Origin of the sequence: Streptomyces sp. NPDC048650, assembly GCF_043199095.1 — a bacterium.
Lineage (GTDB): Bacteria > Actinomycetota > Actinomycetes > Streptomycetales > Streptomycetaceae > Streptomyces.
In genome coordinates this window covers 230,562-245,506 of record NZ_JBICVM010000009.1, presented here as the reverse complement: position 1 = coordinate 245,506, position 14,945 = coordinate 230,562, and the positions used below count along the sequence as shown (strand labels likewise).

The window sequence follows — 14,945 nt, the reverse complement described above, 5'->3', positions numbered from 1 at the left end:
AATCCACCACAAGATCAGTGATCGGCCAGGTCCTCACTCCGCGCGCGTCCACGCGGTGAGGCGGCGGCCGATGCAGTCGGTGATGGCCGGAGTCACCGCCGTCATCTGCGGGCGCCAGCCGGGGACGGCGTTGACCTCGCAGACGGTGAACGTGTCCTCGGAGGCGAACAGGAGGTCCACCCCGGAGATGGCGAGTCCCACGGCCCGGGCGGCCCGTACCGCCAGATCCTCCGCCTCCGGATAGCGGCCCAGGCACAGGGCAGCGGCGCCGCCCTGTGCGATGTTCGAGGTGAGGCCGCCGTTGCGGGAGGTACGCACCGCGGCGGCCACGGGTTCGCCGTCGACCACGATCAGGCGCAGGTCCCGGCCGTGCGAGTGGGGCACGTATTCCTGGAAGAGATGCGGTGTCTCCTGCGCCAGGGCACCCGCCACACCGTGCAGCAGTTGCGTGTCGGGGGCGAGGAACACCTGCTCGCCCTTGAAGCCGCTGACCGTTTTGACCACACACGGCGTGTCGAGTCGGGGCGTGCGTACGACACCTTCCAAGGGGGCCGTCGCGTACGAGAGTGTGTGGGGCACCGGCAGTCCGGCCAGAGCCAGTTCCTGGAACTGCCAGATCTTGTTCCGGCACACGAGCTGCGCGTCCAACGGGTTGAGGAGCGTGGCCCCCATGCGCTCCAGATGCCGCAAGAGGGTGACCTCGCGGTCGTGGCGCATCGAGCCGGGAATCTGACGTACGCACACCACCTTCGGGGCGGGAACATCCGCGCCGCCCAGAGTCCGCAGGATCAACCTCCCTTCGTGGAAGCCGAAGACGAACTCATCGGTGTGCCAGACGGCGAACCGCGGCCCGTGGAGCGCCGCGAGGGCGTCGGCCAGCTCGCGGGTCGCGCCTTGCAGCGGAGCCGGGCGCTCGCGCACGAGCAACCACACATCGACGGGTGGCAGTAACGCCGCGCTCGCCATACCCATCCTTTCCCGCCTCGGCATCAGGACGGCAGAAATCTATCCCGCCGGGTGGCAGGCCATCCGGGCTCCTTGCCGTGGCGCGTCAGCGGGCCGTCCCACGAGCCACGGACGACGACTGGCGCCCTCGTGTGAACGCTCTCCACACGCGCCTCACCCACCACGACAACCCACCACGACAACCCACAGCAGCCGACCGCGAACCCGGCGGTGGCTGTCGGTACTCCACCGCAATCTCCCCATGCGGTCGTGCCGTGCCGACGAGAGGAATTCGACTGCGGTCCGGTGGACCTGCGGCCAGCCTCCAGCCCATGACCTGGCTTCCTGCTGATTTCGTTCTGCGTCTACATCGCCCCCCCCCCGCGAAGGTCGGGGCCGACGCCGAAATCTCATGGTGGGTGGTGGACGGCCAGGTCGGCACCGACCTGCAGCACGCTCCGGACGCACTCGTCCCCCAGTGGATCTCGGATGCTTGGCCCTTCGCACGGCCCCGCTACATCGGACGGGACATCTCCTGGCAGAACGGGCTGGCCCTGCCTGATCTCGCCTGACGGGAGCCCGTCGACGGCGGCCCGGGTAGCGCACAGGTCCAGGCTGTCCCGCAAAGGAGATGACCGCCCGGACGGGTCCGGGTGCCTCCCACATGTCACCGCCTGAGAGCCATACGTGGTCTCCGCGGCGCACGGGCCGAACGGGCCGAACGGGCCGAACGGGCTGTGGAGCGAAGCCACAGCCCGTTCGGGTCAGTTGTCGTGGAGAGTTGCCGTTACTGGCTTCTCAGCGGATGCCGAGTGCGACCACCTGGGTGACCTCGTCCTCGGCGAAGTTGTCGTCGCTGATCAGGAGCAGGGTTCGTTCGCCGCCCGGCAGGGTCGGACCCCAGGTCATGCCCTCGGTGTTGTCGACCGTGGACAGGCCCAAGTCGTGGAAGTCCGCGACCAGTTTCTTGTGCATCGGTACGACCCTCTGCCCGACCAGGGAGTCCATCTGCTGCACCTCGGTCGCGCCGCGGGTGGTGGCGTCGTAGATGCGGATCTTGAAACCCGCGCCTGCCACCCAGGTACGTTCGAGTACGAGGTAGCGCCCGGGGTCCCCGGGGAAGGCGAGGATCGCGGGCACGCCGGTGTCCGGGGGCCACGGGCTGGACGGGTCGGGCTCGGCAAAGATCTTCTCGAGCGGGTAGGCGAACTGCCCGAGCACGTGGCCCTGCCGGCTCTGCTGGGTGACGCGGATCAAAGCGCCGTGTTCCAGGTTGGGCTCCGGGCCGTCCTGGAGCAGCGGGCCCTCGACAGCGCTGGTGAGCACGCCGCCCCTGGCTCCGAACGTGATCGCTTCCACCGCCTTGTTCCGCCGCGGGCCCCGATCGCCCATGCCGACCTCGTAGTGGGACGGCAGGGGCAGTTGGCCACGGTAGGCACCGGAGCGGGCGGCGAACTGGATCGACGGCTGGATCACCGGGTCACTCGACGACTTCGGCCGGTCGCCCTCCTGTGCCCACCAGTACCGGCAGTCCCACGGGTCCACTCTCAGCTCTTCCGGGTCCACGGCTTTGCCGTCGCCGGCGCTCGCCGGTGGGTAGACCGAGCCGTCCGGCTGCAGGAACGGGTGGGTGCCGGTGAAGTCGACGGAGTGCACCCCGCCGCCGTCCACCTTGATCCTGGCGGTGTAGAAACGGGCGGGCTGCAGGACCGAGCGGTCGTCGCTGATCATGACGTAGTCGCCCGTGCACGGATCCCGGTCGATGCCGGACAGCCCGCCAACAGTCGTGTTCTGAAAGGAGAGTTTGTGCGGAACGATCTTCTCACCCAGCAACCGAGCCCGCGCCCCGATGTCGGACCGGGCGGCGTTGTCGTCCGGTTGGGCCGCCACCGCGGGGGCCATCGTCGTCGCCAGCACCAGGGCCGCCACACATGCGCGGCGGATCAAGGAGGGTTTCATAAGGCGATCCTGGCCCCGCGTACGCACCGAGCGCAGTCACCCATCCGTGTGATCGGGCCCTCCCGCGGGGTGGGAGGGCATTTTGGCCTGATAGGGCTGTTGGATGGGGCGGTGTTCTGACGAACACGGCCGCGTTCGAGAGGCGATGGCCAACGGGCCCAACCGGCTCATGGCTCATGACTCATCTCACGGCTCATGACTCGAGGTCGAGCCCGTACGGCACGAGGCGGCCTGGGTCGCCCTGTGCGCCCCGCTCATCGCCCAAGCCCCTTGGGCAGCACGCGCCGCAGCCCTTCGCGCCGTTCGTCCCGCCCGCCCTCGGAATCATCGGCAGAGTGGCGTGCCGGCACCCGGTCTCCGACTCGGATCACTGGGTGGAGATCTTGTGGACCGTGGTGTCGTCGGGATTCAGCCGTCGCCCGTCCGCCGACAGCACTTCCAGTGCGCGGAGGCGATGCCCCTCTCGGCGGTCGACCAGCTGTGAGTGCGGCTCGCTGGGGGCGAAGAAGTTCTGTTCGCCCCACTGCCGCAGTGCCACGATGACGGGGAAGAGCGCCTTGCCCTTCGGGGTCAGTACGTACTCGCGATAGGCGCTGCCGTCCGAGGCGGGGACGGATTCGAGGACACCGCCGGCGACCAGGGTGCGCAGACGTGCGGTGAGGATGTTCTTCGCAACACCGAGGCTGCGCTGGAACTCCCCGAAGCGCCGGCTTCCGTCGAAGGCGTCCCGCACGATCAGCAGGGACCACCAGTCGCCGATCGCGTCCACCGAGCGGGCGACGGGGCACTCACTGTCGTCGAAGCGCGTCCTGGTCACCATGGCGTCCCTACCTTCTCCTTCACGATGGTTGCAACATGCTACCAAAGGGGCTACCTTCACCGACATCGTTGGTAGCAAGATGAAACCAGATATCCGGAGGAGTGCCGATGCCCGGCAACGGTGAGGCCGCAACACGACGGACCGCGGCCCGAAGCAGGGAGGGCACGGCGAGCGAGGAAGGCTCCGCGTTCGCCCTGTCCCGTGGCGTCGTCATTCTGTTCGCCGTCGCCTGCGGGGCCGCGGTGGCCAACGTCTACTTCTCCCAGCCCCTCCTGGTGACCATGGGCCACGACCTCGGCATGAGCCCGGCACTGGTCGGCAGCGTGGTCACCCTCACGCATGTCGGATACGGGCTGGGACTCTTCTTCCTCGTGCCGCTGGGCGACGTGGCCGACCGTAGGCGGCTCATCGTGGCCCAATTACTGCTGCTGGTGGTGGCGCTGGCCGTGGTGGCCGCCGCCCACACGGCGGCGATCCTGCTCGCGGGCATGGCCGCGACGGGGCTTCTCGCGGTCGTCACGCAGACGCTGGTGGCCTTCGCGGCATCACTGGCCCCTCCCGCCGGGCGCGGACGGGTCGTCGGTCTGGTCACCAGCGGCGTGGTCATCGGAATCCTGCTCGCCCGCACCGCATCCGGCCTCATGGCCGATCTCGCGGGCTGGCGCTCCGTCTACCTCGCCTCGGCGTCGCTCACCGCTCTGCTCGCCCTGGTCCTGCACCGAGTGCTGCCGCGCCACGGTGACGCTCCGCCGACAACCCTGCGCTACGGACAGCTCCTGCGCTCCACCATCACCCTGTTCGCACGGGAACGACTGCTGCGGCTCCGGGCCCTGTTCGGTCTGCTGATCTTCGCCGCCTTCAGCACCCTGTGGAGCAGCGTCGCGCTGCCGCTCAGCGAGGCCCCGTACTTCCTGTCCCACAGCGCGATCGGGGCGCTGGGGCTGATCGGTGTCGCCGGCGCCCTGGCCGCGACCATGGCAGGCCGCCTGAACGACCGCGGGCTCTCCGGGCGGACCACCGGCATCGCCCTGGCGCTGCTCGCCGCCTCGTGGTTGCCCTTGGCCTTCACCCGCAGCTCGCTCTGGGCCCTGGTCGTCGGGGTGATCCTTCTCGACCTCGCCGTGCAGGCGGTCCATGTCACCAACCAGACCCTGATCTACGCGCTGCACCCGGACGCGGGCAGCCGACTGATCGGCGGGTACATGGTCTTCTACTCGATCGGCAGCGCCACCGGCGCCATCGCCGCGACCTCCCTCTACACGGTGGCCGGTTGGGGCGCCGTATGCGCACTGGGTGCCGCGTTCAGCTGCCTCGGGCTCGCGCTGTGGGCGTGCACTCGACACAACACCCCGTCCCCGCCGGCAAGGTGACGCCAGCACCCCCGCTCACGAACCCTTGTGCTCGATTCTGTTCTATACAACACTCCCTATGCACAGAAACGCGCACCACTGAACATCTTCGAACCTTGGGTGACGGCCGGTCGAGTCGAGGAGAGCAGACATGACACAGTTCAGCCGACGTAGATTTCTGAGCGCGGCCATGGTGGGGGCCGCGTCCGCGGGTGTCGCCCTCGGCAGCGGCCGTACGACCCTCGCCCAGGCCGACAGCCCGCGGGGACTGACCCTCCGCGGGAACGAATTCCTCCTGGACGGCAAGCCGTTCCGGATCCTCTCGGGCGCCTTCCACTACTTCCGGACGCATCCCAAGGACTGGCGCGACCGGTTGCTGCGCATGCGAGCCATGGGCCTGAACACGGTGGAGACCTACGTCGCCTGGAACTTCCACCAACCGTACGAGGGAAAGGCCGACTTCACCGGATGGCGTGATGTCACGGCCTTCGTACGGACCGCGGACGAGGTCGGGCTCAAGGTGATCGTGCGGCCGGGGCCGTACATCTGCGCGGAATGGGACTTCGGCGGCCTGCCGGCGTGGCTCCTCAAGGACAAGGACGCGCCGCTGCGCCGCTCCGACCCCGCCTACGAGCGGGCGGTCGACGCCTGGTTCGCCGAACTGCTGCCCCGGTTCGTCGATCTCCAGGCCACCCGCGGCGGGCCCATCATCGCCATGCAGGTCGAGAACGAGTACGGCAGCTACGGCGACGACCATGCGCACCTGGAACATCTGCGGGACAGCATGCGGGCGCAGGGCGTGGACAGCCTGCTGTTCTGCTCCAACGGGGCAACGCAGCAAGCGCTGAAGGACGGCAGCCTTCCCGACCTCCTGTCCACCGTCAACTTCGCCGGCGACCCCACCGGGCCCTTCGCGGAGCTGCGCACCTTCCAACCGGACAAGCCGCTGTTCTGCACGGAGTTCTGGGACGGCTGGTTCGACCACTGGGGAGAAGGGCACCACACCACCGACGCGGCGCAGACCGCCGCCGACGTGGAGAAGATCCTCGAAGCGGGAGCGTCGATCAACTTCTATATGGCGGTGGGCGGAACGAACTTCGGCTGGTCCGCGGGCGCCAACCTGAGCGGCAGCGCCTACCAGCCCACCGTCACCAGCTACGACTACGACTCCCCGATCAGCGAATCCGGCGAACTCACCGAGAAGTTCCACAAGGTGCGGGAGGTGCTGGCCCGATACACCACGTTGCCGAGCACGCCCCTGCCCGCCACGCCACGCCGTATGCCGGCCCAGAAGGTCACCGTCCGCGAGTCGGTGCCGTTGCTGGAAGCGCTCGACGTGCTGAGCACTCCGGTGCGGCGTACCGCTCCCGTCCACATGGAGGCGCTCGGGCAGCCGCAGGGGCTGATCCACTACCGCACCCGGGTGCCCGGGCCGGGGACCAAGAGGCTGAGGGTCACGGGCCTGGGCGACCGTGCGCTGGTGTTCGGCGACGGCAAGCGCATCGGCACCTTCGACCGTAACCAGCCCGAGCACACCGTCGACGTCACCGTGGCCGGCACGTCCGGCACCCTCGACGTCCTGGTCGATCCCACCGGGCGGGTCAACTTCGGCCAGGGCCTCAATGATCCCAAGGGAATCAGCGGCAAGGTTCTCCTCGACGACGAGGAACTGAGCGACTGGGAGATCCGGCGGCTGCCTCTCGACGACCTCTCGGCTCTGAGGTTCGGCAGCGGAGACACGCCGACCGGCCCCGCGTTCCACCGGGCGCGGGTCCAGGTCGACACCCCAGCGGACGGCTTCCTCGCCCTGCCGGGCTGGGACAAGGGCATGGTGTGGCTGAACGGGTTCGCGCTCGGCCGGTACTGGTCCCTCGGACCGCAGGTCACCCTGTACGCGCCGAGCCATCTGTGGCGACGGGGGCGGAACGAACTCGTCGTCCTGGAGATGGAGCGGACGGGGGACCCGATCGAGATACGGTCCGAGCCCGACATCGGTTAGGTTCCGCCTCCTGACCGGCGTGGATGCAGATGAGGAACCTCCTCCGCCCGGACGCCGTACGCCGCTCCCGCCCCGCCGTGCCGTACCGCCGTCCGGCGGCCGGCGCGGCGGGGCAGATCAGTGGCCGAAAGCGTCGTGGGCAACGGGGAGCCCCCCGTCAAGCGGCGCGGGCTCCGTCATGCCCCCGAACCCCCGGTCTCCCGCCGACTGGAGATGGCCGTCTGAGCGATCCGGGAGAGGCTCAGGGAGCGTTCGGTGTCGACGACCAGCCAGCCCTTCCCAAGGAGGCTCTGGAGCTGCGGTCGGACCTCATCACCCAGCTCAGCCGCCAGGTCGTCATCTGTCGGGGAGTCGCCGGCCCCCACCCGCTCGGCGATTCGGAACACGAGGATCTCCTCTTCCGCTGTGATGTTGAAGTCCATGAGGAGAAGGTACGGGCCCGGCCGCATGATCGCCCAAGGCGGCCGGCCCGGATCCCACCATCGTGGAACCCACCATCGTGAACGCCCTGCGGCACCTGCCGCGAGTCCCGCCGGTCGGAGGGCGGTGGTCACCCGGCCTCGACGGGTCAGCGGGGACACCGGGCGGCCTTGTCCGGCAGCTTTCCCTCGACCAGATACCTGTCGACGGCACGGTCGGTGCATGTGGACGGATTCTCCGAGGCGTACGCCCCGTGCCCCTGGCCCCTGCGTACGAGCAGCGAGCTGTTGTCCAACTGCCGGTGCACCGCCTTCGCGTTCTCCAGCGGAGTCTCCGTATCGTCGGTGTACGACACCAGCAGCACCGGCGCCGCTCCGGATGCCTTGATCGGCTTGCCCCCACCGGTGGGACCGATCGGCCACGTCGCGCAGTCGATCATCTGCCAGGCGTAGTAACGCCCGAAGAGCGGCGACTGCTTGGCGAACGCGTCGGCGGTGTCGAGCATCTCCTTCGGGGACTTCGGCGCGGACGGGGAGTCCAGGCACAGCACCGCCGGCAAGCTAAAGGACACGTTCTTCTCGGCCTGCTCCTCCTGCGGCGTCGGCTTCTCGCCACCGGTCTCGCCGGCCGCCCCGGCCTCAAAGTGCTCGAAGGCGGTCACGTCCCCGTCCAGGGCGGCCGCCAGCGCCTTGGTCAGTGGCTTCCAGCTCTGTTCGTCCGTCACGGCCGTCCCCAGGTACGTGGACAGGGTGGCGTCGGTGAATTTCGCGCCGTTGGCCCCGTGCAGGGGCTCCCGCTCCAGCTTCCTGGCGAACTCGGTGAGCCTCCGCAGAATCGTCCCGGCCGTGGTGCCCAGGCGGTCGTCCCCGCGCACGACGAGGTCCCGGGCGTATCGGCGCATCGCGTCATCGGAGGTCTTGACGTCGCGGCGGGCGACCTGCTGCAGGTCGGCGGCGGGGTTGATGACACCGTCGAGCACCATCCGGCCCACCTTGTCGGGAAACAGCTTCATGTACTCCTGGCCGATGAAGGTGCCGTAGGAGACGCCGGTGTAATTCAGCTTGGCGTCGCCCAGGACCGTACGCAGCACATCCAGGTCGCGCGCGACGCTCCTGCTGTCCATGTGCGCGAGAACAGCACCGCTCGCCTTTTGGCACGCCTGGGCACGCCTGGTCGCGTCGGCGAACGTCCTCTTGGCCGCCGCTTCAGTACGCGGCGGATTCTCGGGCTCCTGCGCCACGCCGTGGGGGCACTTGATCTGCCCGGAACCGGCTATGCCTCGTGGGTCGAAGCCGACCAGGTCGTAGCGGGCCCGAGCCTGTCTGCCGGCCTGCCAATTTCCGTCGGCCACGTCGGACGCACCGCCCGCGCCGGGTCCACCGGGGTTGAAGAGCAGTGACCCCAGCCGACGGCTGTGGTCCTTGGCCGGCACCCGCGACACCCGCAGTTTGACGGTCTCCCCGTTCGGTGCGGCGTAGTCGACGGGCACCTTCACCCAGCCGCACTCCGCGCCGGGCACCGCGTGGGGGGTGACGTCCGCGCCGCACGCCGTCCACTGGACCTTCTGCTGCGCGAAGCGCGCGGGCAGCACCGGGACGGACGTGTTCGCGCCCTCGGCAGCGTCGGGCTGGGACGCTGCGGCGCCACTGACGCCGTAGCCGGCCACCACCAACGTGGCGGCGGCCACCACACCGGCGGTCAAGGCCATGGACTTGCGGGGTAGGGACATCACCATTTCTCGCTCTCTCACTGACCCCCCGAAAAGCATGCGCACAAGCGCCGCCACCCCGCTATAGGCCCCGTCACAGTCGGGCACAGGACATACGCAGCGTCGACGGGCGAACACCCATCGAATCCAGGTGGAGCGGCGCCACGGTCGGCGGGCGGGACCGCTCCGCGCCGTGGCCGACCGTGCGGCGCAGGACGGGCGGGACGGCGTCCAGCAGCGGCAGGAGCCGGGTGACATGGACATCGTTGCGGTCGCCGCCGGTCGCGCGCACGGTGAGTCGGCGTTTCGTACCCGCCGGTGGTCAGGTGGTGCTTCGAGCCGCCCCGGCGCACGGTCGGCTCTTCACCGCAAGCGGCCGGTGATGTCGGCGAGCAGTTCGCGTTCGCGCGGCACGAGGTAGAAGTGGTCGCCCGGGAACGAACGGACGTCGCATGCGCCGGGGGCGGTCAGCTCGGACCAGGTGAGTGCGTCGGCGTGGGCGCAGTGGGGATCGTTGTCACCGATATAGGCCGTGATCGGCGCCCGTACGCGGCCCGGGTGCTGAGGGCGGTGGTTCTCGAGGAGCCGGTAGTCGGCGCGCAGTGCCGGGAGCAGTAGTTCGCGCAGTTCAGGGATGTCATAGGCCTCGGCGTCGAGGTTCCCGAGCCGTCGGACTGCGGCGATCAGTGATTCGTCGTCGCTCTTGTGCAGTTCCGTGCGCCTGGCCCGGTGCGGGGCGGCGCGTGCGGAGAGCAGCAGCCGTTGGGGGACGATGCCGCGCCTTTCGAGCCGCAGGGCGACCTCGTAGGCGACGGAGGAGCCCATGCTGTGGCCGAAGAGCGCCAGCGGCCGGTCGAGGTAGGGCTCCAGGGCCGCGTCGACCGCGTCGGCGAGGGCGTCCATGTTCTCGGCGCAGGGTTCGGTGAAGCGGTCCTGACGGCCGGGGTAGCGGACCGCGAGGAGTTCGACGTCCTGGGGCAGCAGGGCGCGCCACCCGTGGAAGAGTTGGGCGGTGCCGCCGGCGTGGGGGAAGCAGATCAGGCGCAGCCTCGGCTCGCCCACCGCCCGGTGGACGCGGAACCACGTGCCCGCGCCGCCTCCGGCGCGGGGCTGCCCGGGACTCCGGTGGGCCAACGTCATGGTGCGATCACTCTCTTTCGGCCGCTCTCCTGCGGTCGGGCGGCACGCGAGATGCCGCCCGATGACAACGTACTACCGGCAGCCGCCGGCCTGTTTCGCGTTCAGCATGGAGAGGAACATGGGGAGCTTCTCCACGGCCTTCTTGGCGATCGGCGCCGTCTGCACCGTGTACGCAGGCGGTCCCTGACGATGAGTCGGTAAGTACCGCCTTCCTGAATGGGCTCGGCCGTGTACAGCAGGGTTTCCATGGATGGGCATTCCCCTCGTTGTTGAGTGGTGGGGTGGAATTCGGTGGCGGAGCCGGTGCGTTCCGTGCGGCCTGTTCTAGGACGCCACGTCGTCCAGCCAGGCGCTCCAGGACTCCGGCCTGCTTCTCGTCGATGTCGCCGGCGAAGCGGTGGTGGTCCACCCAGATCGGCCGGTTCCAGGAACTCCCGTTGTAGAAGCGGTAGAGCCCGTCGACGGTGCGAAGGCGGGATCCGGGTCGTCCGCTCACCCGGACGAGGAGTTCCGTTGGGCGGCGGCTCTGCACCAGGCTCGCCGCATCACGACGACCGTTGCCGTCGCGATGCCGCCGAAGGCCACGAGGGGCTTGCGCAGCAGAGTGTGGTCGCCCATGGCTAAGGTCGCTGCCGCGCCGCCGGCGAGCGTGTCCGGCACGCGGTTGCTGTACCCACCAGGGGTGGCATGTGCAAAACCACCTGTTTTCGGAGTGACACGCTCCCCCGGAATTCAGGCGTGGCAGAGCCCAGTCAATAAAGAGGGGAATGCGAAAAAATCAGATTGCCGAACGGGGTGCGGTCACCCGGGTGTGGGCGCGTCTCTCGCGTGACGGTGCAATCAGCGTCCCATGAAGCGATCAGGAGGCGGGATTCGCGCCCACACAGGCGCCGGGCCGACGGAAGTATCGCGGCTCAGTTCGCCTTGCTCGCGACGGCCCCTGCGGCGGCGCGGGGCTTGGTGGTGCTCTTGCTCTCGGTGTCGTTTCCGCCGGCGAGGCCGCCGTCGGTTGCAGGAACCAGCTGGGCGGTGACCATTTCGGCGGCCACTTCGGCGGCGAGATCCTGGATCCCCTCGCCGGCCTCGTGAGCGGCCTTCTTCACTTCCATCGCCAGTCCCACGGACGTTTTGACGACTCCCCGCACCAGCGGCTTGATCATCCTCTTGGCGACGGGAGCCGCGATGAGCCCGATCAGGAAGGGAGGCACTACAGGCAGCATGGTCTACATCCCTCTCGTTTATGTGTGCGCAGCACGAATGCCTCACCCCGGCACGCACTGAAACAGCGCATAGTTCAGCGGACGGAAGCATTCGGCCGACGCCGATCAAGGGAGGATTTCACTCCTCCCGCAATTCACGTTGATGCCACTCGAATCGACGCTACGGAATAGCAGGAATTTCCACTTCCCGGAATTTACCACCCACTTCACACACCATAGCCGAGGCGTGATGGATGGAGCCAAATAGCTCCGGCCCCATTCATCCTTTCGGGTACAGGGCCCGCCGGGGCCCGTCGAATCAGGCCGGCGGCGCCGTATAGGCGTCGGGCACGGTGGAAAACCGCCCGCCTGCCAGGAATTCCGGGCGCCTACGACGAGGGGGCCGGCCGGTTCGACTCCAGTTCGCTCAACAGTGTCCGCACGGTTTCGGCCACGAATCCGGGTACCTCGTCGGGGAATCCATGGCCGGTTCCTTCCGGAGCATGGACCCGTCTGGCCATCGTGGAGGTCGCAAGGAAGCGTTCCCGGGTGGTGAGGTAGAAGCGACGCACCCGGACGGCCTCTTCGGGGTCACCGGCCGCATCGAGCACCTGCTCGCCGCCGGTCAGATCACGCGGTGCGACGAGGAGCAGAGGCAGGTCCCCGAGGTCGCCGTCGTAGACCATGGTCTGCCAACCGACGGCCGCCATCCCGGCCGGCGTGAGCTCGCGGAAGATCGACGCCGCCGCGCAGTCGGCCCGGGTCCTGGAACCGACGGCGGGCGAGGGTTCGGCGCCCGCGCCGGAGTGGATGCCGAACAACTTGCGCACGGCGCTGCGGAGGAAGAGGCGGGGACCGGACTGCCGCAGCACCGGATTCGGCGGGCCGTAGGTGATGACGTCCGGGGGTGTCGGATCGAGCAGGACGAGGCCCGCCACGAGGTCCGGGCGGCATCTGGCTGCGTTGGCGACGAGCAGCCCGCCGAAGGAGTGACCCACGAACACGAAGGGCCCTTCCTCACCGGCCCGCTCCAGGACCGTGAGCAGTTCCGCCGCTTCGGTCGCCGTCGTGCGCGGGAAGGGCCCGGCGTCGCTCCACCCCGAGCCCGGCCGGTCGATCAGGATGGATCGCGTGTGCTCGCGCAGCATCGTGTGCAGATGGTGCATGGCGTGGCCCGGGGCGTGACCGCCGGGCATCCACACCACCGCGGGCCTGGTGGCGGAGTCGCCCTCGGCAAGGAGGTGCATGCGGTGGCCCCCCACGTCGACCATCCGGCCCGGCGGCGGATTGTTCGCTCCGGCGCGTGCCACGTGCACCAGATGCCGCAGGGAGCCCGCGGCCAGCAGCGCGGCGACGCCGAGCAGCAGGGCGCCCGGGACGACCCAGGCGGCGCCGAGAGCGGTGCACCAGCCACCGCCCGCGGCGACCAGCAGGGCGATGGGGAGCCCCGCCCAGTCCCGGCTGATCAGCGCCAGCATCAGGTGGGTGGCACGCATACCCGGGTGCATCCGTCCCTCCCTCCTTCGCACACCATGGCCGGGCGGCATCAGGTCTCGGGGCCGCGGTCAGGACGCTGCCGGCGCGCCGGCAGGAAAATCGTCGCGCGCGGACAGCTCACGCGCCACGCGGCGGGCCAGCACAGGGAACGGCAACGTGCCTCCTGCCAGGACCGACTCGTGGAAGGCCCGTACGTCGAACCCGGCGCCTGCGCGGCCTTCGGCCCTCGCCCGCAGGGCGGTGAACTCCGTGTAGCCCGCGCGGTACGTCAGCGCCTGTCCCGGGAGGTCGGTCGAATAGCGCAGCAGTTCCGTGGCGATCTGGGCATCGGATTCCGTGGAATGGGCGCGCATGAAGGCCCTCGCCTGCTCGATGGTCATCGTTCCGAGATTGAGCCCGGTGTCGACGACGAGGCGTTGCGCGGTGAATCGTTCGTGGGCGAGCCGTCCGTACGCGTCCCACGGGTCGGCGTAGAGGCCCATCTCCCAGCCGAGTCCGGCCGCGTATTCCGCCCAGCCCTCGTCGAAGCCGCCGAACACGGTCAGTTCCCGCCGCAGGTCGGGCAGCGCGGAGTTCTCGGCCTGGCGGGCGAGATGGAAGTGATGTCCGGGTGCCAGCTCGTGGTAGATGAGGGTTGCGGAACCGAGCAGGGACCGGTTCTTCAGGTCCGAGCCGTTGTAGCGGTACCGCCCGACCGGCTGCGCGGCGGTGGGCAGCTCGTAGTAGCCGAAGGTCATGGACGGCTCCAGCGCCGGGTCGAGGCGGGCCACGCCGTACGGAGCACGCGGCAGGGCCGCGAACCAGCGTGGCAGCAGCGGTGCGAGCCGGTCGAGGTGGTTCCGGTAGCGGGCTTCGACCTCCTGGGGGGACGCGGCGTACAGGCGGGTCTCGGTCGCCAGCCGTTGGTGGAATTCGGTCTCGGGGCCCGAGAAGCCGAGCGCGGTGCGGGCCTCACGCATCCGTTCGGCGAGTTCGCGGCAGTGGTCCCGGCCGAGTTCGTGGAGCCGCTCGGGTGGCGTGTCGCTGGTGGTGTACGTCTGGACGAAGGACCGGTACGCCTCTTCGCCGCCGTCGTAGTGTGCCCATCCGACGGCCTCGGGGGCGTGGCTCGCGTAGGCGGGATCGTCGACGACGGCGAGGAGGCGGTCGAACGCCGGTTGCAGTTCCGTGGCGACGAGCCGCTGTACGCCGTCGCGCAGCCGGCCGCGGCCGGCCGGGGCAAGCCGGGCGAGCCGCTCGTCGTCGACGGCGACGTAGCGTGCGGTCATCGCCCGCAGGCCGGTGAGGGTGGTGCGGACGCCGGGCAGGGCGGGGGCGGGGATGCGAAAGCCGCGGGCCGCCTGTCCGGCCGTCTTGTCGGCGATCGTGGCGACGGAGTGGGCCAGATCGTGCACGAGCGACAGGTATCGGTCCGCGTCGGGTTCCCTCTCGAAGGTGTAGGGGTGGAAGACCGCGTCGCCGTACTGGGGGAGGCGGAAGAGCTGGTACGGCGTGGCGGTCGGTGTCAGCCAGTGGTGGCGGTGGGCTCGCACGTCCTGCTCGGCCAGTGCGGCGAGGAAGCCGGCAGTGTCGGCGTCGGGGCCGGCCAGGCCGGTGGGGTCGAGCGCGCGGAGCCGGTCCTGGATGCCCGACGCGAAACGGGCGCGTTCCTCGGACTCCTCGGTGGACACCCCGGGCAGCGATTCGACGGGCAGGCCGCGGCGCGTCCGGAGCAGTGGGTCTCGCGAGAGCAGGAAGTCCCAGTAGGCGGCTGCGAGGTCATCGATCTTCTTCGTCGCGGGCTCGCCGGCCGGGTCTGGTGCGTGCGTCGCCATGGGGCAAGTGTGGGTCAGGGACGGAGGGCTGTCACGAGCGCGCGTTGCGAATGGCAGATACCGGCGGGGTCACCCGAACGGACGGTTTGGACGGC

The 14,945-nt window shown here is 69.5% G+C and carries 13 protein-coding genes and 1 pseudogene; 3 read left to right on the top strand and 11 right to left on the bottom strand.

Annotated elements, in window-relative coordinates; all coding sequences use genetic code 11:
- Positions 1-33 precede the first annotated feature (33 nt).
- Positions 34-972 (bottom strand): RimK family alpha-L-glutamate ligase, encoded by a 939-nt coding sequence (locus tag ACGFML_RS25710; RefSeq protein ID WP_393547437.1) that lies wholly within the window; start codon positions 970-972, stop codon positions 34-36.
- Between the two features lie 395 nt (positions 973-1,367).
- On the opposite strand from ACGFML_RS25710, the gene ACGFML_RS25705 reads away from it, so the two are divergent.
- Positions 1,368-1,517 carry a hypothetical protein gene (locus ACGFML_RS25705; RefSeq protein WP_393547435.1) on the top strand — a complete coding sequence of 50 codons (150 nt, stop codon included), beginning with the start codon at positions 1,368-1,370 and terminating at the stop codon, positions 1,515-1,517.
- A gap of 226 nt (positions 1,518-1,743) precedes the next feature.
- On the opposite strand, the gene ACGFML_RS25700 is transcribed toward ACGFML_RS25705, so the two are convergent.
- Complete coding sequence (locus ACGFML_RS25700; protein WP_393547433.1) at positions 1,744-2,892, bottom strand: esterase-like activity of phytase family protein; 1,149 nt, start codon at positions 2,890-2,892, stop codon at positions 1,744-1,746.
- 379 nt (positions 2,893-3,271) lie between these two features.
- Entirely contained in the window at positions 3,272-3,724 is a 453-nt protein-coding gene (locus tag ACGFML_RS25695; RefSeq protein ID WP_393547431.1) for a winged helix-turn-helix transcriptional regulator, read from the bottom strand.
- Positions 3,725-3,831: 107 nt separating this feature from the next.
- On the opposite strand from ACGFML_RS25695, the gene ACGFML_RS25690 reads away from it, so the two are divergent.
- Both ACGFML_RS25690 and ACGFML_RS25685 read left to right on the top strand, forming a co-directional pair.
- On the top strand, positions 3,832-5,094 hold the full coding sequence (locus ACGFML_RS25690; RefSeq protein ID WP_393547429.1) for an MFS transporter: 1,263 nt from the start codon (positions 3,832-3,834) through the stop codon (positions 5,092-5,094).
- 130 nt (positions 5,095-5,224) lie between these two features.
- Positions 5,225-7,072, top strand: a complete 1,848-nt coding sequence (locus tag ACGFML_RS25685) for a beta-galactosidase family protein (protein WP_393547427.1) — start codon at positions 5,225-5,227, stop codon at positions 7,070-7,072.
- A gap of 176 nt (positions 7,073-7,248) precedes the next feature.
- Here the strand turns inward: ACGFML_RS25685 and ACGFML_RS25680 are convergent, their stop codons facing one another.
- The 8 genes and pseudogenes from ACGFML_RS25680 to ACGFML_RS25645 form a co-directional block, all read right to left on the bottom strand.
- Complete coding sequence (locus ACGFML_RS25680; protein WP_393547425.1) at positions 7,249-7,494, bottom strand: hypothetical protein; 246 nt, start codon at positions 7,492-7,494, stop codon at positions 7,249-7,251.
- A gap of 146 nt (positions 7,495-7,640) precedes the next feature.
- Positions 7,641-9,221: an alpha/beta hydrolase gene (locus ACGFML_RS25675; RefSeq protein WP_393547423.1), complete on the bottom strand. Its 1,581-nt coding sequence runs from the start codon at positions 9,219-9,221 to the stop codon at positions 7,641-7,643.
- A gap of 167 nt (positions 9,222-9,388) precedes the next feature.
- Positions 9,389-9,568: pseudogene (locus ACGFML_RS25670) on the bottom strand (IS5/IS1182 family transposase); the annotation flags it as partial.
- Positions 9,564-10,340, bottom strand: a complete 777-nt coding sequence (locus ACGFML_RS25665) for a thioesterase II family protein (RefSeq protein ID WP_393547421.1) — start codon at positions 10,338-10,340, stop codon at positions 9,564-9,566. The gene ACGFML_RS25665 and the pseudogene ACGFML_RS25670, both read right to left, overlap by 5 nt.
- Positions 10,341-10,832: 492 nt before the next feature.
- Positions 10,833-10,958, bottom strand: a complete 126-nt coding sequence (locus ACGFML_RS25660; RefSeq protein WP_393547419.1) for a hypothetical protein — start codon at positions 10,956-10,958, stop codon at positions 10,833-10,835.
- Between the two features lie 296 nt (positions 10,959-11,254).
- Positions 11,255-11,560 (bottom strand): DUF5132 domain-containing protein, encoded by a 306-nt coding sequence (locus tag ACGFML_RS25655; RefSeq protein ID WP_393547417.1) that lies wholly within the window; start codon positions 11,558-11,560, stop codon positions 11,255-11,257.
- Between the two features lie 368 nt (positions 11,561-11,928).
- Complete coding sequence (locus ACGFML_RS25650) at positions 11,929-13,047, bottom strand: alpha/beta fold hydrolase (protein ID WP_393547415.1); 1,119 nt, start codon at positions 13,045-13,047, stop codon at positions 11,929-11,931.
- A 57-nt stretch (positions 13,048-13,104) separates the two neighbouring features.
- The gene (locus ACGFML_RS25645) at positions 13,105-14,850 is read right to left on the bottom strand and encodes a DUF885 domain-containing protein (protein WP_393547413.1); all 1,746 of its coding nucleotides are present in this window, start codon (positions 14,848-14,850) and stop codon (positions 13,105-13,107) included.
- Positions 14,851-14,945 lie beyond the last annotated feature (95 nt).

Bases quoted from the DNA above. Each gene is read 5' to 3' on its own strand.
- ACGFML_RS25660 (WP_393547419.1), bottom strand. From the start codon at position 10,958: ATGGGCGACCACACTCTGCTGCGCAAGCCCCTCGTGGCCTTCGGCGGC.
- ACGFML_RS25685 (WP_393547427.1), top strand. From the start codon at position 5,225: ATGACACAGTTCAGCCGACGTAGATTTCTGAGCGCGGCCATGGTGGGG.
- ACGFML_RS25665 (WP_393547421.1), bottom strand. From the start codon at position 10,340: ATGACGTTGGCCCACCGGAGTCCCGGGCAGCCCCGCGCCGGAGGCGGC.
- ACGFML_RS25675 (WP_393547423.1), bottom strand. From the start codon at position 9,221: ATGTCCCTACCCCGCAAGTCCATGGCCTTGACCGCCGGTGTGGTGGCC.
- ACGFML_RS25655 (WP_393547417.1), bottom strand. From the start codon at position 11,560: ATGCTGCCTGTAGTGCCTCCCTTCCTGATCGGGCTCATCGCGGCTCCC.
- ACGFML_RS25695 (WP_393547431.1), bottom strand. From the start codon at position 3,724: ATGGTGACCAGGACGCGCTTCGACGACAGTGAGTGCCCCGTCGCCCGC.
- ACGFML_RS25650 (WP_393547415.1), bottom strand. From the start codon at position 13,047: ATGCACCCGGGTATGCGTGCCACCCACCTGATGCTGGCGCTGATCAGC.
- ACGFML_RS25645 (WP_393547413.1), bottom strand. From the start codon at position 14,850: ATGGCGACGCACGCACCAGACCCGGCCGGCGAGCCCGCGACGAAGAAG.
- ACGFML_RS25710 (WP_393547437.1), bottom strand. From the start codon at position 972: ATGGGTATGGCGAGCGCGGCGTTACTGCCACCCGTCGATGTGTGGTTG.
- ACGFML_RS25690 (WP_393547429.1), top strand. From the start codon at position 3,832: ATGCCCGGCAACGGTGAGGCCGCAACACGACGGACCGCGGCCCGAAGC.
- ACGFML_RS25680 (WP_393547425.1), bottom strand. From the start codon at position 7,494: ATGGACTTCAACATCACAGCGGAAGAGGAGATCCTCGTGTTCCGAATC.